At 48.3% G+C, this 19,906-nt stretch carries 11 protein-coding genes and 1 pseudogene; 7 read left to right on the forward strand and 5 right to left on the reverse strand.

The window, feature by feature from the left end:
- The first annotated feature begins 90 nt into the window (after positions 1–90).
- Both ACVA53_RS16050 and ACVA53_RS16055 read left to right on the forward strand, forming a co-directional pair.
- Complete coding sequence (locus tag ACVA53_RS16050; RefSeq protein ID WP_446505636.1) at positions 91–1,188, forward strand: alkene reductase; 1,098 nt, start codon at positions 91–93, stop codon at positions 1,186–1,188.
- Positions 1,189–1,202: 14 nt separating this feature from the next.
- Positions 1,203–1,334 (forward strand): annotated as a pseudogene (locus tag ACVA53_RS16055) (oxidoreductase); the annotation flags it as partial.
- A gap of 283 nt (positions 1,335–1,617) precedes the next feature.
- Here the strand turns inward: ACVA53_RS16055 and katG are convergent.
- Together katG and ACVA53_RS16065 are read right to left on the reverse strand one after the other, a co-directional pair.
- Positions 1,618–3,819: a catalase/peroxidase HPI gene (gene katG, locus ACVA53_RS16060; RefSeq protein ID WP_446505637.1), complete on the reverse strand. Its 2,202-nt coding sequence runs from the start codon at positions 3,817–3,819 to the stop codon at positions 1,618–1,620.
- 247 nt (positions 3,820–4,066) lie between these two features.
- Entirely contained in the window at positions 4,067–5,914 is a 1,848-nt protein-coding gene (locus ACVA53_RS16065; RefSeq protein WP_446505638.1) for an ABC transporter ATP-binding protein, read from the reverse strand.
- A 277-nt stretch (positions 5,915–6,191) separates the two neighbouring features.
- Between ACVA53_RS16065 and ACVA53_RS16070 the strand changes: the two genes are divergently transcribed.
- Together ACVA53_RS16070 and ACVA53_RS16075 are read left to right on the forward strand one after the other, a co-directional pair.
- Complete coding sequence (locus ACVA53_RS16070; protein ID WP_446505639.1) at positions 6,192–6,599, forward strand: GNAT family N-acetyltransferase; 408 nt, start codon at positions 6,192–6,194, stop codon at positions 6,597–6,599.
- Between the two features lie 111 nt (positions 6,600–6,710).
- Positions 6,711–7,574 carry an SMP-30/gluconolactonase/LRE family protein gene (locus ACVA53_RS16075; protein ID WP_446505640.1) on the forward strand — a complete coding sequence of 288 codons (864 nt, stop codon included), beginning with the start codon at positions 6,711–6,713 and terminating at the stop codon, positions 7,572–7,574.
- 54 nt (positions 7,575–7,628) lie between these two features.
- On the opposite strand, the gene ACVA53_RS16080 is transcribed toward ACVA53_RS16075, so the two are convergent.
- Positions 7,629–8,849 (reverse strand): response regulator, encoded by a 1,221-nt coding sequence (locus ACVA53_RS16080; RefSeq protein ID WP_446505641.1) that lies wholly within the window; start codon positions 8,847–8,849, stop codon positions 7,629–7,631.
- Positions 8,850–9,374: 525 nt separating this feature from the next.
- The gene (locus tag ACVA53_RS16085) at positions 9,375–10,475 is read right to left on the reverse strand and encodes a M20 family metallopeptidase (protein ID WP_446505642.1); all 1,101 of its coding nucleotides are present in this window, start codon (positions 10,473–10,475) and stop codon (positions 9,375–9,377) included.
- Between the two features lie 179 nt (positions 10,476–10,654).
- Between ACVA53_RS16085 and ACVA53_RS16090 the strand changes: the two genes are divergently transcribed.
- The 3 genes from ACVA53_RS16090 to ACVA53_RS16100 are packed head-to-tail and all read left to right on the forward strand — an operon-like array spanning position 10,655 to position 15,770.
- Entirely contained in the window at positions 10,655–11,647 is a 993-nt protein-coding gene (locus ACVA53_RS16090) for an ATP-grasp domain-containing protein (protein ID WP_255043610.1), read from the forward strand.
- Positions 11,644–13,110, forward strand: coding sequence for an ATP-grasp domain-containing protein (locus ACVA53_RS16095; protein ID WP_446505643.1), 1,467 nt, complete (start codon positions 11,644–11,646; stop codon positions 13,108–13,110). Before ACVA53_RS16090 ends, ACVA53_RS16095 begins: the two co-directional genes overlap by 4 nt.
- The gene (locus ACVA53_RS16100; RefSeq protein WP_446505644.1) at positions 13,107–15,770 is read left to right on the forward strand and encodes a M14 family zinc carboxypeptidase; all 2,664 of its coding nucleotides are present in this window, start codon (positions 13,107–13,109) and stop codon (positions 15,768–15,770) included. The genes ACVA53_RS16095 and ACVA53_RS16100 overlap by 4 nt, the downstream gene beginning before the upstream one ends.
- Before the next feature lie 116 nt (positions 15,771–15,886).
- Here the strand turns inward: ACVA53_RS16100 and ACVA53_RS16105 are convergent, their stop codons facing one another.
- Positions 15,887–19,864 (reverse strand): AsmA family protein, encoded by a 3,978-nt coding sequence (locus ACVA53_RS16105; protein ID WP_446505645.1) that lies wholly within the window; start codon positions 19,862–19,864, stop codon positions 15,887–15,889.
- Positions 19,865–19,906: the final 42 nt, after the last annotated feature.

Raw genomic sequence — 19,906 nt, forward strand, 5'->3', positions numbered from 1 at the left:
AAATATAACAAATATCATTTGCCTTTATTGCTATAAATGATTAGTAATTCATTTGCTAGTATGCCCCTATCAAATGAAGAGGGCTCAACTATGTCACTATCACTATTTCAACCATTCACACTGGGTGGACTCACACTCAAAAACCGTATTGTTATGCCACCCATGACTCGTTCAAGAGCCAGTAAGTCTGGTGATGTCGCTAATGAAATGATGGCAACCTATTACGCTCAGCGTGCCGGTGCAGGGCTTATCGTGTCTGAAGGCACGCAAATTTCAGCGACTGCAAAAGGCTATGCGTGGACCCCAGGTATTTACACACCAGAGCAGATAGCTGGTTGGCGTAAAGTGACAGACGCTGTGCATGCCAAAGAAGGCGCGATTTTTGCGCAGTTATGGCATGTAGGTAGAGTGACTCATCCAGATAATATCGGTGGCGAACAACCCATTTCTTCATCAGCGTTAAAAGCAGAAAATGTAAAAGTATTTGTCGATAATGGCAGTGATGAGCCTGGTTTTGTTGATGTGGTTGAACCCAGAGCGATGACAAAAGCCGATATTCAGCAAGTGATTGAAGATTATCGTCAAGCCGCATTGAATGCCATTGAGGCAGGCTTTGACGGCATTGAACTGCATGCCGCTAACGGTTATCTGATTAACCAATTTATTGATTCAGAAGCGAATGCTCGCAGTGATGAGTACGGTGGCTGCTTAGAAAATCGTCTCCGTTTTCTTGATGAGGCTGTTGCTGCAATGGCTGATGCGATTGGTGCAGATCGAGTTGGTGTTCGTCTGGCTCCGCTAACAACACTTAACGGTACAGTAGATGCTAATCCAATCAAGACATACACTGCCGCTGCTGCGCTACTAAATAAACACAATATCGTTTACCTGCATATTGCTGAAGTCGACTGGGATGATGCACCAGATACCCCTGTGTCATTTAAGCTGGCTCTTCGTGAAGCTTATAAAGGTGTCCTTATCTATGCAGGCCGCTACAACGGGGAAAAAGCCGAACAAGCGATAAATGATGGGCTGGCGGATATGATCGGTTTTGGGCGTCCATTTGTGTCAAATCCAGATCTACCTGAGCGTATCAAAAATGGCTACCCATTAGCAGAGCATGATCCGAACACGCTATTTGGCGGCGCTGATAAAGGCCTTACTGACTACCCAACCTACACAAAATAGCGGGAGACATAAATATGTTATTTGACTCGTTTAAATCTGATAATTTCGCTGTTGAAAACCGTATTGCAATGGCACCAATGACACGCTCACGCACTTCTCAACCTGGTGATATACCTAATGAGATGATGTCAACATATTACCGTCAAAGTGTGTAGTGGCATAGTGAACTTGGCCACTAGGTTAGATTTATTTTCAATACCTTAGATAATCCATGAAATACTAATTTAGGAAAATGTGTAACTCAGTTCTGCCCAATTCTGTGTTACCTCCCTTCATACTCTCACCTGCATATCCTTCGGCTTTTCGAGATTGGAGAAGGTCGCAGCTATACCAAAACCTCAACGAAACAGGCCCAGCATCGACCTAGCGGGTGCTAGTGGGAACGATACTGGGCCCGAGGGTTAATTGTCACTTAGTAAGTTAGAGCGCTTATTTTAGGTCAAAGCGGTCTGCATTCATTACCTTGGTCCACGCGGCGATGAAGTCACTTACAAACTTCTCTTTGGCATCATCCTGGGCATAGACTTCAGCAATAGCGCGAAGTTGAGAGTTCGAGCCAAACACCAAATCCACACGGGTCGCTGTCCATTTCTTCTCGCCAGTCGCTCGGTCTGTTCCTAGGTAAGCGCTGTTGTTAGGGCACACTGGTTTCCACTCTGTCGCCATGTCCACAAGGTTGATGAAGAAGTCGTTGCTTAGCACGCCAACTTTATCGGTTAATACGCCATGTGCTGTATTGTTGTGGTTTGCGCCTAGTACGCGTAGACCACCAATGAGTACTGTCATTTCTGGAGCGGTTAGGCCAAGCAGTTGTGCTTTATCAAGCAGCATCTCTTCGGCTGGAACAGAGAACAGTTTCTTAGCAAAGTTACGGAAACCGTCCGCTTCAGGTTCCAATACCGCAAACGACTCTTCATCCGTTTGCTCGGCTGTTGCGTCAACACGGCCTGCAGAGAATGGTACGTCTACATCAAAACCACCGTCTTTCGCTGCTTTCTCAATAGCGACGTTACCTGCAAGTACAATGAGGTCTGCGATGGATACGCCACGCTCACCCGTATTAAAGTTAGCTTGAATACCTTCTAAAACAGTCAGTACTTTATCTAGTTGCTCTGGTTGGTTTGCTTCCCAGTTTCTTTGTGGTAGTAAACGAATGCGCGCACCGTTTGCCCCGCCACGGTAGTCTGAACCACGGTAAGTTGAAGCACTAGACCAAGCTGTAAAGACCAGTTCAGATACGCTGAGTTCTGAGTCTAGAACCGCCTGTTTTAGCTCAGCAACATCACCACTTGAAAGAGCAGCAAAGCTTGCCTGTGGCAGTGGGTCTTGCCAAATCAGTTCTTCTGATGGTGACTCTTCACCGATATAGCGGCTCTTCGGACCCATGTCGCGGTGCGTCAATTTAAACCAAGCACGCGCAAACGCATCGGCAAATTGATCTGGGTTTTCATGGAAGCGTTTTGAAATTGGACCGTAGATTGGGTCCATACGCATTGCCATGTCAGCGGTAGTCATGATGGTTTTCACTTTCTGAGATGCATCATGTGCTTTCGGGGCCATATGGTCTTCATCGACGCCAACCGGTTCCCACTGCCAAGCGCCCGCTGGACTTTTCACAAGATCCCAGTCGTAGCCAAACAGCATATCGAAGTAACCGTTATCCCAAACGATAGGGTTTGGTGTCCAAGCGCCTTCAATACCAGAGGTCGTCGTATCATCACCTTTACCAGTGCCAAAGCTGTTCTTCCAGCCAAAGCCCATTTCTTCCAGTGGTGCCGCTTCTGGCTCTGGTCCCATGTCTGCTTCAGAACCTGCGCCGTGCGTCTTACCAAACGTGTGACCACCAGCAACGAGTGCAACGGTTTCTTCATCGTTCATACCCATGCGGGCAAAGGTATCGCGGATATCGCGGCCTGAAGCCAGTACGCTAGGATCACCATTTGGACCTTCTGGGTTTACATAGATCAAGCCCATTTGCACCGCGGCTAATGGTTTTTCTAAGTCTCGCTCACCAGAGTAACGCTCATCACCAAGCCATTCGCTTTCAGCACCCCAGTAGATGTCTTCTTCTGGTTCCCAGATATCAGCGCGGCCACCTGCAAAACCAAAGGTCTTCAGCCCCATAGATTCAATTGCAACGTTACCAGCAAGGATGAATAGGTCAGCCCAAGATAGGTTATTGCCGTATTTCTGTTTTACCGGCCAAAGTAGGCGACGAGCTTTGTCTAGGTTGCCATTATCTGGCCAGCTATTCAGTGGAGCAAAGCGCTGGTTACCTGTGTTTGCGCCACCGCGACCATCTGAAGTACGGTATGTACCTGCTGCGTGCCATGCCATACGGATCATAAATGGACCGTAATGACCATAGTCTGCCGGCCACCAATCTTGAGACTCGGTCATGAGTGCTTCAAGATCTGCTTTCACTGCTTTTAGGTTCAGCGCTTCAAAGGCTTCTGCATAGTTAAAGTCATCACCTAAAGGGTTTGATTTCTTGTCATTCTGATGCAGTATTTTGAGGTTCAATTGGTTTGGCCACCAATCTACGTTCTTCGTTGCTTTCCCGCCAAGGGTTGTATTCCCACCATGCATGACAGGGCATTTACCTGCTGAATTTTCTTGACCATTACTCATCGTGAACTCCTTCTCTGCCAGTAATCACTGCGGCAGTCGATTTGTTTGAAAAACTCAGTATGAATATAGCGAGAATGAGAAATGTTTACAGATGGTTGTATCGATAGTTGTGATAGAGCCGACCTATCTATCTTGGTAATTGATAGTTAATTGATTTATATCAAAATGTTAAGGTGGTGTTAGGTGGATGCAGCGGGCCTGCCTCGCTGTTAACAGAGGCAGGCTTTTTGTTACGAGAAGTTGATAATTATGCTTGCTTCAACTCAACCTCATCGGCGATAAATCCACCTGTCTGGTGCTCCCACAGCTGGGCATAGATACCCTGGTGATCCAGTAGCTCCTGATGGGTACCTTGTTCGACAACTTCACCTTTATCTAGAACAATCAGGCGATCCATAGCAGCGATAGTGGATAGGCGGTGGGCAATCGCGATAACCGTTTTACCTTCCATCAACTCATATAGACTTTCCTGAATGGCTGCTTCAACTTCCGAGTCGAGTGCTGAGGTCGCTTCATCGAGGATCAATACCGGGGCATCTTTCAGTAATACCCTTGAGATCGCAACGCGTTGGCGCTGGCCTCCGGAGAGTTTCACTCCACGTTCACCCACTTGCGCGTCGTAACCGACATTGCCATGAGGATCGCTCAGGGTTTTGATAAACTCGTGAGCATGAGCCTGTTTGGTTGCACTGAGTAACTCTTCTTCCGTCGCATCCGGACGACCGTAAAGGATATTCTCACGGATAGAACGATGCAGTAGCGAAGTATCTTGAGTCACCATGCCGATTTGACCACGCAGTGAATCTTGGGTCACATCAGAAATCGTCTGGCCGTCAATTTTGATAGCACCCGATTCCACATCATGGAAACGCATCAACAGGTTGACCAAGGTTGATTTACCGGCACCAGAGCGGCCTATCAAGCCGATTTTCTCACCCGGCTTAATGTTGAGGTTAAGCTTTTCAATTACCCCTTTCCCTTCACCGTAGTGGAAGCTGACATCGCTAAATTCAATCTCGCCTTTGGAAACGTTCAAGTCTGGTGCGTTTGGCTTATCTTGGATGTCGACCGGTTTGGATAGGGTTTTCATGCCATCAACCACAGTACCGAGGTTTTCAAACAAGCTGCCGACTTCCCACATGATCCATTTGGACATACCGTTAATGCGCAATGCCAAGCTGACCGCGATGGCAATCGCACCGATGGAAATTGCCGCGCTCGACCATAGCCAGATAGACATACCGGCAATGATGAAGACCAGCAGGTAGTTGATGGCTTCGACAGAAATATTAAAGCCGGTGACAAAGCGCATCTGGCGGTACACGGTATCCATGAAGCCGCTCATGCCTTGCTCGGCATATTCGGTTTCACGGTTTGTGTGGGAAAACAGCTTAACGGTGGAAATGTTGGTATAGCTGTCGACAATGCGTCCGGTCATCATTGATCGGGCATCCGCCTGTTCAGTGGCAACCGCTTTGAGCTTCGGCACAAAGTAAAGTTGAATGGCGATATACGCGAGTAGCCAAAGCAACATAGGGATCATCAACCTGGCATCGGACTGACCAATCATCACCACCATTGAGGTGAAGTAGACAGTGATATACACCAGCACATCAAGTAGTTTCATCACCGTTTCGCGAACTGCTAGCGAGGTTTGCATTACCTTGGTGGCAATCCGTCCCGCAAACTCATCTTGGTAGAAGGACACACTTTGGCGAAGCAGGTAGCGGTGTGCCAACCATCGAATCGACATGGGATAGTTGCCTAGCAAGGTTTGATGGACAATCAGAGAGTGCAGAGTAATAAGGATAGGGACGATAATGACGACCAGCAGACCCATGCCCAATAACTTGCCACCTTCCTCGGCCCAGAACGTGTCTGGATTATGTACGGTTAGCCAATCTACCAGTTGTCCCATAAAGCCAAACAAGGAGACTTCAACGATGGCAATCAGTGCACTGAGCACCGACATGGCAAGCAGTGGCAGTTCAAAACCTCGGGTATAGTGGCGGCAGAAGGCGAGCAACCCCGTTGGTGGTTGCTTAGGCTCATGAGGCGGAAAGGCCTGAGTGAGCTTTTCGAAACGTTTGTACATAAATTGATGGTTCCAGTCTGGCAGATATGTTTGGCAAAATAGCTCTATCGAAGGATATGGCTCGGGGTAACGCTATGACTCGGTGCGCAATGGCATGGAGGCATAGAGAGAGGTGAAACCGGAACGATATCTCGACAGGAAAAAGGAATGTGTAGGAGCAATACTCAACGTTGAATTTACACATTATGGTTGGCAATTGTACATTTATGCAACTTAGAGGTTAAGGCTTAATTCTCTTTCAATCTTGCCTGATTCTGCTTTATGGATAGGAAATACTGTGAAAATTATTGAAATACCGGCAGAGCTGACCTTGCCGATTCGACATCAGGTGCTGTGGCCAGAACAAAGCCTAGAATTTTGCCGCGTTCCAGATGATGAAGATGGCCAGCATTACGGGGTCTATGAAGACAACGTATTGGTATGTGTGGCGTCGATATTTATCTCGGATGATCAAGCGAGGCTGAGGAAATTTGCTACCTTGCCAGCATATCAGAGCAAGGGGATCGGGAGCGCGGTGATCGAACATATTCTTGCTGATCTCAAGCTTAAAAGTGTCCGTTGTTTTTGGTGTGACGCTAGGGAGTCGGCAGGCGGATTTTATCATCGTTTTGGCATGGCACCTGAAGGGGAGCGTTTTTACAAAGGGGATGTTCCCTACTTTAAAATGTCCATGATACTGAAATAAAATCGGCTTAGACTGTTGTTACCGGTAACAAATAGCTAAATTGCATGATTTCCTCAGCTGCGGTTTGGCTCGTGGGAATCAAATGGATAATAAAGAAATACAGGAAGAACAATGAAAGAAAGTCAGCAACTGAATCTCGAATTTTGCCCGTTAGTGGAGCAAGGCTTCGACCTTGCCGAGTGTCCACGATGGGACTGGCGTCAGCAGGCTTGGTGTTGGGTTAATATCCCTGCTGGTGAACTGTGGCGCCTGAAAGAAGGTAAAGCAGAAGCTCGACGCTGGGATGATATGCTGGGTTGTGCGGCAATGTGGGGTGAAAGCGGCTTTGTATTGGCCACCAAATCTGGCGTGTATCTGCTGGAAGACTGGGATGCCGAGCGTCAGTTAATTACGCCTCTTGAAAAAACGCATCCGAGAATGCGTTTTAACGATGGCCGTGCCGCTCCGGGTGGACGCTTTATGGCCGGTACGCGTAACGGTGCCAAAGAAGGCGATCAGGGTCAGTTTTATCAACTAATGGCGGGTGGCCGGTTAGATAAAATGCCGATGTTTGCCTGGACCTGTAATGGCTTGGCGTTTTCACCATGTGGCAAGACGCTGTACTGGGCCGATACCGGTTCAAGTTTGGTTTACAGTGCGGATTACAACCCTGAAACAGGTGAGTATGGCGAAAACCGTGTCTTCTGTGATTTGACTGATTTCGATGGGCGACCTGATGGTGCTTGTGTCGATAGTGAAGGCGCTTACTGGGTGGCGATGTACAGCGGCAAGTCGGTTGTGCGTATCGGTACTGACGGGGTGGTCACTCACGTGATCCCGGTACCGGCTGATAACCCAACCATGGTCGCGTTGGGCGGCGAAAAGGGTAACCAGCTTGTGGTCACCAGCGCCGAAAGTGCCAATGGTCCGGGTCGTGTTTTGACTGCTGAAGTTAATTGGCAGGGTATCGAAGAGCCGTTAGTGACCGTACTGTAAAGGTACCGTAACCACATCTTATGGGCGCTTACTTGGCTTAATCCGTACTCAGCTTTATTCCACGATAAGGCAGTTGCGCCCTTCTTCTTTTGCTTTGTACAAGCAGTTATCGGCACGTCGGATCAAGCTGTGAATGTCGCTTTCGGCATGGGTGACACCCAGACTGATGGTGTACTTGATGGTGTTGCCGAGGATCGTCAGTTCGGATTCAGCGATTTCTTTGACTAATCGGCTTAGTCTCTGGACAAATATCTCTGGTGAGTTGCCATAAAGAATACAGAATTCTTCTCCGCCGAAACGGGCAACCAAAGCGTCCGGGAAATAGGTTGATAAGGTGTTGGCCAGTTCAATCAGTACCATGTCTCCGATATGGTGACCATAGTTGTCATTAAGCCGTTTGAAGTTGTCGACATCGAGCAGGGCGAGGCAACGTGGCCCAGTATTTTTCTTCACCAATTGGTGGTTGAAAAAATAACGTCGGTTCCATGCTTGGGTAAGATAATCACGGTTGGCTAGCAGGTAGAGGTTTCGCTCGGAGTCGAGGATGTTCAGGGTGCTGTGTAACCGGCAATAGAACTCTTCTTGGTTAAAAGGCTTTTTGAGGAAGTCGTTGGCACCGGCCTTGAGGAACTTAGCTGTTAATGCTGGCTCTTCACTGGCTGAAAGGCCGATGATTGCAAGCAGTCCGGGACGAAAGCGTTTTCTTAGCTCTTTAATCAAGCTGACGCCGTCCCGCTCTGGCATCGAATAGTCAGTAATAACCAAAGATATTGATTTATGTCTGTTGACCATTTCCAGCGCTTGCTCGCCATTGTTGGACTCAAGAACGGTCAGATACTGTCTCTCCAGCAAGCTGCGGATGTATTTTCGTGCCGTTATTGAGTCATCAACCACCAAGGCAGTATGATCATGATTGCGCTCTAGGCGCTGTAGGATAGGGATGATACTGGTAATACAGGTCGGGCTGTCTTTGGGAATATAGTCAATGACCGTTTTTGCTAATACTTTTTCACGAGTCATCTCATCCATCAGCGCCGTCAAAACAATGACTTTTATACCAACAGATAAACATACATCGATGATCTCGCCATCTTGTCCGTCTGGCAGACAGTAATCGAGAATGGCGCAGAGAAAGTCTGTACTATTGTCTAAAACAGCTTCGGCTTCAGCAATAGAGTTGGCAATAACCGGAGTGTAACCTGTTTGCCTTAGTTCACTTTCAATGACTCGACGGAATGGACGACTATCTTCGACGACCAATATTTTTTGTTCCATCACTCTAATCCTGCAGCTGTCTATTATTATCATTGTTTATAAGGCGCAGTATTATGATCTATTTTATTTTTAGATACAATTAACACAATCTCTTGTTGTAAGAAATATATTTTCTTGAGCAGGACAAAACTGTAAATTTAGCTTGGCATTGAATGAGGTTATGGCCACGGTAGCGCTGTTGAAACCCGTCGGTATCCCTTTGATGTAAATGACTCAAAGGCCTAGAACCTAACCTACAGCGAAGGGGGGGATTTACTTGGCCATACTATGAGGGTGGATGAAAATCCAATTGCACTTTTATAATATTCACAGCGTTTTCAAATTCTACCTATTACAAAAAATATAGCCGAAAATAGCCGATTACTCTTTGTTATTTTATTCATTACCAGTGCATAAACTGGAACTTATTTTTCATTTCAGCTTTTATACCTAGGGTGAAATTAAAGGTGAAATATTTTATGGAGATATAGTTCGGGTAATTTTCTGAAGATAGAGTATTACCCGATTTTCGTCTTTTTACGGTATTCAGACCTGAGTATAGTACTGCAAAATTGCGGTGACTTCCTTTATGCGGCGTTGAAAGCTGGCTTTGGAGGCACGCTCGTGCTCAGTATGATCACCATCGCCAAATGGACCAAATCCATCGAGTGTTGGGACGCCTGCTCCTGCAATAATATTGGCGTCACTGACTCCGCCGCGTTGTTCTGTTTCGAGTGGGTAACCCAGAATGTTGGCAAAAGTATCAAGCAGGATCTGCTGTTCAGCTGTAGGGGTCATAACATCACGCTGTAATCCACCTTCTATTTTGGCCGTTACCCCTTCAACACCATGCTGGTGGATCAGTTCTGGAATAGCGCTGAGGACACGTTCTTGTTCTCCTGGTTGAGTAAAGCGTGCTTCAACCATTAATTCTGCACCGGGAGAGATGGTATTGGTGCTGATCCCGCCTTTAATTTTACCCACATTGACGGTCGTGCCGTGTTCAACATGTGTTAATCCATCTAAAGCAATGAGTAACTTGGCGGCGGCAAGGTTTGCATTTTTACCTAGGTGATAGTTATTTCCTGCGTGCGCGGCTACTCCAGTGAGTTCTATTTGGTACGTTGCCACGCCTTTGCGGCCAACCACGACTTCATGGTTTGGACCAGCAGCTTCAAAGTCGATACAGGCATCATAATGATGGGCGATTTGGCGGGTCACAAATTTGCTGTCATCGCTGCCAGTCTCTTCATCACTGACGAGGAGTACATCTATATTGCGAATTTGCCCATGAGTTTGGTGCAAGTTTCGTAAGGCACATAATGCAACAAAATTGCCGCCCTTCATGTCACAGGTTCCTGGACCATATACCCACTCATCATCCTCGTGGAAGCTTTCAAAAATCCCCGGTGGGAATACGGTGTCCAAGTGGCCAAGCAGTAACAGTTTAGGGGCGTTATTCTGCGATGGTGTGCTGAACAATAGATGATTTCCCACTTTTTCCCGATGAAAGATCTCCACATTAAACCCTAGTGGTTTTAACCACTTTGTCATGGTCTGACCACTTTTATCTACGCCTATCTTGTTCCCTGTCCAGGAGTTTATTTCGATAATTGTTTTTAAATCAGTGAAGTCGAGTTGTTCCATAATTTGATTCCTTGCACAGGTTTCGTGTTTTTTCCGCGCTTCTTGAATGAAAGTTCCACATAGCTCACTGTTACCATATATATGCAACATTATGATGTAAAACTATATTGATAGGTTGTTACTGTTTATAACAATCTCATATAGGCATATTTTTGAACGGCTCACGAAAGGAGTGACACATGGCAAGGCATCGGGTCGGTTTATGGATGTATGAAAACTGCGGAGGCAAGGAGATAGAGCAAAAAATCGTCGCCAAGCTACGAGATCGTGAAATTGATGCCTTAACCGGGCTTGATTTGGCTCAAGCGACGGCATTTGACGGTAATATTGTCTGTAACGGGCAACAACTCAACGAACTCGACCTGTTCTTTTCTTATAACGCGGGTCAGCAGACGGCCTATCAGGTGTACCTTTATCAGGTGCTCAATTCGATGATGCCGATGATCAATAACTATGCGTCATTTGCACTTACCGAAGATAAATTCCGTACCGCCCATGTGCTGAAATCGCATGGCATTACAGCTACGGATTACCTTGTTTGCAATAAGTACAATTTGGAGCAGGTCAGGGCGCACATGCAGTTCTGGGGCGGTAAGGCGATATGCAAACCGGTCGATGGCTGGGGTGGTAACGGTATTATCAAGCTGGAAAGTGTTCGTGATCTGGACCTATTGAAGCCGTTTATTAATCAGCAGCAAGCGCCGCAGTTTTATATTGAACGAGTGATCGAAAATGATTACTCAGACTATCGTATCGATATTGTTGATAACAAATATGTCGCTTGTTATGGCCGTAAAGCCGCGCCAGGAAGTTGGAAAACCAATGTGACCAGTGGCGGTAGTGTGATTAAGCGCGAGCCGGTGCCTGAAGTCATCGAATTAGCGCTAAAAGCCGCGAAAGTCACCGGCTTGGAAGTGGCTGGCGTAGACATTATTTATGACGTTGAGCATCAGCGTTATGTGGTGATTGAAGTTAACGGTATCCCTGCGTTTGCCACTCCAGATCAAGAAGCTTTTGGGCTTGATTTCAATGACACCAAGATTGACTACTTGGTCGACCTTATTGAACGTACCGTCACCAAAGACAGCAAGGCACCCGCTAAAGACTTTATTCCTTCTTTAGCAGAAGCACTTATCAAACCTAACCTGCTTACCGAGGAAGCTGCAGTATGAACACCCTTAATCACACTCGTCCAAAAATTGGCTTGTTGTACCTTGATCATGTACTGCGCTTTTTTAATCGTTCGAACTTCAAAGGGTGGCCAGATAAAATCGAACAGGTTACTTACCACTGGGGCAATGATAAAGACCGTTTTGTTGCCGAAGTGAAAGCAAAGAAAATCGAAGTATTGATTGGCAATATTCCGGCGACAGCCTACGAGACGTTCCGGGATATTGCCCGTGAACTGCCTGGGGTGCGCTTCTTACCGTCACTCGATAGTCAGTTCAGCAATAAATCAAAAGAGAATGTGACCCACTTTTGTGAAAAATACGATCTGCCTATTCCGCGTACCCGTATTTTCTATGAAGTGGAGCAAGCGCTGAATTTTCTGACCCATACTGAGTACCCGAAAATCGTCAAACGCTCTTATGGCCCGTCTAACTACGGCGGTTATTTTGTCCATAAAGTGGATAGCGCCGAAGAAGCATTGCGACTGTTTTCTGAAAAACGTTATTACCCCGCCTACATTCAAGATTTCGTGCCGATGAAAGCGGATATTCGGGTGATGCTGGTTGGTCATCAGCCGGTCTGTGCCTTCTGGCGCCGTCCACCGGAAGGTGAATGGCTAACCAATACCAGCCAAGGCGGAAGTATGGATTATCAGGCGGTACCGGAGCTGGTGCTTGAATTGGCCGTTAAAGCATCGAAAGCTGCCAACGCGGAGTACTGGGCCTGTGATATCGCTGTCAGCATGGACGATGACTACACCATTTTGGAATGCGCCACGGCCTTTGCCGCCTTCCCTTACATTCGCGACTGGATTGGCCAATACTTGATGTGGCTATTGGCACCGCAAGACTTCCGTAAACCGTATTTCGCCCATCGCAATTGGGAAGAGTTGGGCAAGATTGATTCCTCCCTATTGCGTACTATGCGTTATATCGGCTTTGGACAGCCTGACTATTCAACCGATACTGGCGAATATGCCCCTGCCGATGAGCAGTACCGCTTATTGGAAACCCGCTATAAACAGGAAGAAGAGTGGCCGAGTGAAGCGTGGAACTTCCAAGGCAATATCCCTGCCAAGGTGATTGCTGTCGATAAGCCAGTGGCTGTGCACTCTGGTGTCTCCTTGAAAGAGATTATGGAAGAGGCTGATACCGGGATTGAACAACAGGGTGAGGTGGATATCTCTGCTGTATTTAAAACTGTTGATGTTACTGTTGAGACCAAAGTGCTAAGTGAAGAAGAGTTGCTTGCGTTTTTCCTTCAGGTAAAGAGTGTAGGGAAAACCTTGGCCACTGACATTGTTACCACCCTAGGTGCGAGTGAGACACTGCGTGTGCTTAACCATCAACCTGAAATACTGATGAATTTCAGAAATCTCAAGCACAAAAAGCTGGCTATTATCATGGATGGATGGCGTGAATATTGTGCGAAAGAGCAGTGTCGCTATGAAGAGGGTGTTGAATGAAGAAACAATACATCTCTTATCAGGGCATGATGGATCTTCTGGAAGAGGCCATGGCTAAGTATCCGGATTTGATCCGCTTGCAGAGCATAGGTGAGACCCATGAAGGGCGGCCAATCATGATGGTGACTATGTCGCAAGATGTGGCCTATGCGGATTTAAAACCAGCGCTGCTTTACACCGGTACCATCCATGCTCGCGAGTGGATCGGTATTGAGCTGGCGGTGAGTTTTATCCAATATTTATTGGCTAATTACCCGTCTAACCCGGATGTGGTGGAGGCACTCACCCGAAATACTTTGTACATGGTGCCTTGCCTGAACCCTGATGGCTTTGAGTATTCTCGCAAGCACTTTTCGTTTTGGCGCAAAAATCGCCGCGATAATGGTGACGGGACCTTTGGGGTCGATCTCAACCGAAATTTTGGTATTAACTTCCATCACTCGACACAGACCAGCTCTAATATCTACGGTGGCCCTGGACCATTTTCTGAACCGGAGACACAGGCGATTAAGCAGTTTGTTGAAAGCCGTGACAACATCTGTGTGGCGTTGGATTATCATTCTCAGGGTAATGTGTTTTTCCCCGCTCATAAGTTTAACCATGAGGCGGAAATTGAAGGCACGGATCTGAATATTCTTTGTGCAAACATGGCACGAGAAATCCACAAGGTGACCAAGCGCCAGTACGGTATCCACCGTGGTAAGCCGCCCGCCAACCTTATCCATGGTAGTGGCCGTGAGTATTACTATGACAGGGGGATCCTCTCTACGGTGGTGGAGGTTGGGAGCCGGAACATTCCGGATTACCTGATCAACATGTCGCAAAGTGTCGATGAAAATATCCCGGCCTTGCTTTATGCCCTCAGAACAAACATTGACTACTCAAAGTTGGCCCCCAGCCGACCGGAGAACTTCTCAACCAAAGACATTACCGCAAATTCGGTCGAGTTGGTTTGGGAGCCAGGTAGAGAAGACGATGGCTGCTATTACCAAATTTACCGCAGTGAGACGCCAAAGGCTTCTTGTACTCGGGAAAACCTGATCGCGATAACCTCGCAATTACGCTATACCGATAAGCAGCTTAAATCCGGTCGCCGCTATTTCTACAACTTGCGTAAAGTGAACCGGGTGACCAGAATCAAGTCGCCATTCGCCCCTGAGTTGAAAATCAAAACCATGCTTGAGCGTGATGAGTTCTCGTTTACCCTGTTTCCGAGTCCTGAAAAAATCGGTTATGTGGGCGAATTAACCCGTGCTAACAATGCTGAACACTTTGGCAATAATTCCCTGTTCATCGGTGTGAATAAAACCAAGGGGATTTGCTATGGCGTTATTGACTATGACATGAGCCGGTTGCCGGCCGATGCCAAGATCAAGGATGCTTTGTTTTCGCTTTATCCTATGAACCGGGTCGGGGCGAAAATTGAGAACTACGGTGAATGGTCGGTATCTATTCTCAATCCGGATGAGATCAGTGATATTTCCGACTTTGAGCAAATCCATCATGCAACGCCAATACAGACGTTGGGGAATGCGATCGACTCGGATCAGCTGACGCAGGGTATCTGGAAGAGTTGGCATTTCAGTGCGATGGAAAAAGGATTGATCGAACAACAGCTGGAGAAAGGGCGTTTGCTGTTGAGGCTGCAAGGTCCCGTTGATTTGCCTATGGGTAATGATTCCCAGATGATGCAGTTTGATATCGGATACGGACGCTTTGGTGGCGGGATCCATTATCGCCCCAACTTGGATTTAGTTTATCACCGTAAGCCCTATCAGCTCTCTGTCGGTGCCAGTGCTTTCCACACGGTAAAGGCGAAAGAGGTTGAAGATGGCAAGCTGCAAAGTGGTTATGATGCCAACGGTGAGCGTATTTTCGGGGTGGTGGACTTCACTTTACCCCGGATGTCTGAGCAGAGTGATGTGGTATTTACCGACGCCTATTTTGTGTTGGAAAGTGCCTCGCTCACGGGAATTAACCAACCGATGCGCTTTATGGTTGAAATGGTTGATCTCGATGAGCCTGACTTTGAGCAGCTGAGTATAGGTGAGCCGATTGAATTTATCGGTTATGAAGTCAGCAGTGAAGGTTTGGCCAAAACAGCGCGGCAGACTTTCATGTTCGATAGTTCTGCCCGTCAGTACCTTGAGGATTGCTACGATCAAAACCGCGCGGTGAAGTTGGTTATCAAGGCGACCTCTGCCTCCAAACAGCATGACGCTTGGGTTGAGTGGAAAACTGAATCTAATGACGGGACCATGTCTACCCAATTGGTGGTCGAGTATATCGAGCGCCGCAAGCAGCCATTGGATACGCCGGACAACTTCCAAGCCAACCTTGAAGGCGGCATGGTCAAGCTGACGTGGGATAACCCGCAGGACAGCGATTGGGTCGGGACGTATGTGGTGCGCAATAGCTTCCATCCGCCGCGATCCCCGTTCGATGGGGTGAAGCTGTATGCTGGTAAAGACGGGTATACCTTCGACAAGTTTGGTAATGCCAACTTGGCCAAGTACTACTCGGTGTTCAACTACGATAATGTACCGAACTATTCTGCCCCAGCGGTGCTTAAGTTCAGCTCGGATGAAGTGACCCCGATTGAGTTTGATGAATTTGAAGCTCAGGACGAAGTTGAACAGCGCTATCGTCAAGGTGACTAGCCACCGTTAGTGATTTGTTGATATGAAAAAGCCGCCAGCGTGAAATACACTCTGGCGGCTTGTTTTATTAGACTATTACTTTACGGGGGTCATATCACACTAGCCACTAGCCCGTTTTAACTCTGCCCCAGCCAGATCAACTCACATTGATGGCTACCATCTTGAGCAATCGGCTTTTCAACCAACCAGCGCAGTGGCGAGACGACAGGGCTGGTGGTGAAACGAACCGAGGTCTCCATAATCGCTGATAGCGGCACCGAGAAGTCGAAATCTTCAAACTTGCCAAAGACTTCGACTGGTGTTTGCAGACTGAAAATCTGCGCGCGTTTCGATTGGGGGCGCAGGTACAGGGCAAAGTCACGGTTGGCATAGCTGGCATCGAACTTACCATTGACCTGAATACGCGTCGTATCAAGCAGCAAGTCGCGTTGGCTCATGGTGCCTTGTTTAATATCTAACCCCGCGGCAACACAATTAAGTACCGATGGATCGTTGTTGGTAAAGTTCGGAATAATGGCATCGGTCAAGCTTACCGCCCAAAGATCGATCAAGTCTGACTCAAATTCCTGCGGCCATGCGGCAAAGCCGATAAAACCGTTGGCGTTGTTCATCAGGCTATCTGGCGAATTAGCCAAACTGGTTAGGTTGAACTGGGTGGAAATATTGCCATACATGCCGCTTTCCGGTGCCAGACGGCGGGCAAGAACCCCATAGTCGAAATTCTCGACATGGCCGTTTAGCTGGATATCAAACATATCACCCTGGGCTTTAATTTGGCTTGTCATCTCGACATTACCGCCCGGCAGCTGGATAGCCATCGGTTTGAGGTTGAACACGCCGTTTTCAAGCGCCCAGTGTAATTGACCTGCACCTAGCCAGTCTTCACCGGAACGTACTTCATCGACATCCAGCGAGAAGTTGGCATTGAGCATGTCGAGGCCATCGGTACTGATCAACGCCGTATTCTGGTTGTCATCAAGGGGTTGGTTGGTGTCCGCTGTGCTTTCTTTTTCCCATGCCTGCCAGTCGCCTACTTTGAAGTCGTCGAGTTGGATATAGGGTGCGCGGAAAGCCAGCTCTAGGCGAGGGCGTTGCTCTGCCTTGAGTGGCGGTAGCCAAGCGCCTTTACCGGTTAGTTGGCTGTCGTTGACCTGTACCTTCATGTCGTTGAGGTGGTAGCCCTTGTTATCCATCGATAGGCTGGCAGCCAGAGTGATCGGCCCATAAGGTGGTAGGTCAATATCGCTGAAGGCTTCGAGTCTATCGAGGTTGGGTGTAAACACTTCAAAGGTCAGGTTGAGCGCTCGCGGATCAATCGGCAGGCTGAGATTGGAGCTGGCGTCAAACCGCATGTCACCTAAGTTGGCAGCCAGTGATACCGGTAGTGTCGAGCGGCCATCATTGGCTTCCTTGAGGGAAATCGATGATAGCTTGAATGATGCTGCTTTGCCTGCGGCCATTCCGTTAATCGTCAGGCGAGTCGCAGTGTCTGGTCCGGTCACAAACCGGCCTTGATCCAACTTAACGGTTAGCGCTTTGCCGGTGTAGCTATCGGCGATATTGGCATGGCCACCAACCAATGCCGCATCAACCTCGGTATGTTCCATCAATTCTAGAATGGATCGCCCTGACAGAGAGACAGCCAGCTTGGCACGATCCAAGCGCATATCGAAGTCATCAGTAACATCGAATCGGCTCAGAATCGCCCCGATATCCGGTTGGTTGACCGCAAGGTTGAGCTCTGCATCAATATTGGCAGCATCGACGCCTAAAGTCAGGTCTCCTTTGTAGGTACTGCCCGCAAAGCTGGCGTTTATCGGTGCTTTATTCATCTTGCCATCACGGACCTGGCCGCTGAAGGATAAGTTGTCTAGCTGCTGATCAGCCCATTTTAGTTTGTCGGCACGGAAGGTTAGATCGGCATCGGCAATCACCAGTTCGCTACCCAGCAACGGCACATCCAAGTTCACCCCTTGGGTCGGCACGGTTTGTTCGACCTGCGGCAGTTCGTCATCATTGATGAACTGGCCAAACTGGGTGAAATCCAACTGCGAGAATTGAGCGTCCATCACCAGGAAAGGACGCTGTTGATCCGGTTGCCAGCGCAAAGTGACATCGCCGTAGCTCTCTAGCAAGGCGAGATTTGGCATGGCGAGATCGATCCAGCCATTTTGGTAATTAAGCTTACCGTCAATGTTGATGGTGCCGGAGATATTGGTTTGGGTACCCAGCCAAGGATTGAGCAGGCTGGCATTATCACTGTTGACCTTAAGATCAAACCAGCTGCCTTCCTCCCAGCGGGTATGCTTTAGGAGCCCCTTGGCTTCGACAGAAATCGCCGGAGAGTCAAAGGTCAGAGTCGTTGGCCAGTCCCTGCCCATCATAATATCTTGTAAAGTACCCGCTTGGGCTTGGATATGGGCGGGTATGCCCATCAATTGGCCTTGGATATCGGATGTGAACTGACGATTAATACCGGCATTGAGTCTGGCTTGGTCAATGCTGAAGCTGGCTTCGCTACCCCATTCGACCAATGCTTTGTCGACGGCTAGGGACAACTCGGCGCGCTCTAACCACTCACTGAGCTTGGTGCCGTTGGTCGTAACGGCAAGCTCTGCACGATCCAAATGGCCGCGTGAATATGGGATACCTGTGATCCAGTGGGCCATTTCGCCTAACGGTGATTGTTCGGCGCCAAGCCTGATATCCAAATTGGACACCCAACCTGTCGCATCGAGTGATGCCTTACCGCGAAAAGGCACCTCGGCAATATCAGCGGTCATCGGAGCTGATAATACTCCGGCTTTGCCGTTTACCGACAGGGATAGACGTTCAACAGGCGTACCCAGGCCTTTGATCTCATCAATTGAAAGATCGACCCGGGTCGTGGTTTTTTCCAGCCATTGTTCAAGGGCTCGTTGTAATGGTGATTGCTGGGGAGGGGCTGCAAATGCACGCATCATCGGTTGCGGTGCTGGCTGGAGCCAAGGGCGTAGGTCAATTAATGGGATATTCAGCTCACCATCAATGACGTTATGCTCGCCCAGCTCGATATCCAAGTAGCCAGCGCCGTGGGTGATTGGGCTATCGATAATAAGATCACTGATCGTGATAGTGCTGGTGTTGGCATTGACGTGGGTAGTCACCGTCAGCGGTGCTGCGTGCTTAACATCTAATCCGAACATGGCTTCAATGGGCCCGGTATCTTGCCATTGCAGGCTGATATCGGCATTGAGGCTATCAGACGTGTCGGCATCAATATTGAGCTCGGCACCGGCAAACGAACCTCTGGCTTTCACTTTGCCGGTCTGCTGGTTGATGAGCTGCTCCAGATCACCGGTTAGCTGAATATCATAAGGCTGGCCGAGCATCGCCCCTTTGGCCGTAAACTCCCATTCATTGCCGGGCTGGCTGAGATTGAGAGAATCGAGATACCAGTCGAAATACTGACCTTGACTTTGGTCTTCGAAAACCACGGATAAATTGCTGGCACTGATACGGTCAGTGAGTGCTAACTTGAAAGCAGAGCCTTCATCTGCAGGATGACTATTTGCAGAGTTACCACTGGCAGAGTCGTCTGTGCTTGACGCTGAGGTTGGCGCACCAAGCAACCAGTTTGCTTGGCCGTTATGGGCTTTGGCAAGGTGGAGGTTGATGTTTTCAAGTTCAAGGTAATCAACCGCTAATGTCCTTTTAAGCAGTGGTAGCACGGCCACTTTGGCGTTGATCTTGCCTGAGGCTAACATCGGTTGCCTTTCAAAGGCATCAATATTGTCGATGTGTACACCTTCAAGGTGAACCTCAGGACGGAATGACAGTACCAGCCCCATCTTCCCGTCGATATGGGTTTCTCGGTCGAGGTTGGTGGTTAGCCACTGATTAATATCGTCACGGTATGGCGTTAAGTCAACTTGGATTCCCACGGCAAGGGCTGCGGTGATAATCGCTGTGGGAGTGAGTAAACCAAGCCCTACCCACTTACTGATTTTCTTTAAGGGTGACTTTACCGCTTTTGTCGGTGTCGCTGTGCTCGTTAGGGCCGCTGGCGACTTTGGCTGCGCATTAGCAGCATGGTTGTTATTTTCTGGGCGCATAATGATTGCAAGAAGGCGAAAGACAAAAGAAAAAGCACGGCG

The organism is Photobacterium sp. DNB23_23_1, assembly GCF_052873815.1.

Coding starts and splice junctions, on each gene's coding strand:
- ACVA53_RS16050 (WP_446505636.1), top strand. CDS start 91: ATGTCACTATCACTATTTCAACCATTCACACTGGGTGGACTCACACTC.
- katG (WP_446505637.1), bottom strand. CDS start 3,819: ATGAGTAATGGTCAAGAAAATTCAGCAGGTAAATGCCCTGTCATGCAT.
- ACVA53_RS16065 (WP_446505638.1), bottom strand. CDS start 5,914: ATGTACAAACGTTTCGAAAAGCTCACTCAGGCCTTTCCGCCTCATGAG.
- ACVA53_RS16075 (WP_446505640.1), top strand. CDS start 6,711: ATGAAAGAAAGTCAGCAACTGAATCTCGAATTTTGCCCGTTAGTGGAG.
- ACVA53_RS16080 (WP_446505641.1), bottom strand. CDS start 8,849: ATGGAACAAAAAATATTGGTCGTCGAAGATAGTCGTCCATTCCGTCGA.
- ACVA53_RS16085 (WP_446505642.1), bottom strand. CDS start 10,475: ATGGAACAACTCGACTTCACTGATTTAAAAACAATTATCGAAATAAAC.
- ACVA53_RS16090 (WP_255043610.1), top strand. CDS start 10,655: ATGGCAAGGCATCGGGTCGGTTTATGGATGTATGAAAACTGCGGAGGC.
- ACVA53_RS16095 (WP_446505643.1), top strand. CDS start 11,644: ATGAACACCCTTAATCACACTCGTCCAAAAATTGGCTTGTTGTACCTT.
- ACVA53_RS16100 (WP_446505644.1), top strand. CDS start 13,107: ATGAAGAAACAATACATCTCTTATCAGGGCATGATGGATCTTCTGGAA.
- ACVA53_RS16105 (WP_446505645.1), bottom strand. CDS start 19,864: ATGCGCCCAGAAAATAACAACCATGCTGCTAATGCGCAGCCAAAGTCG.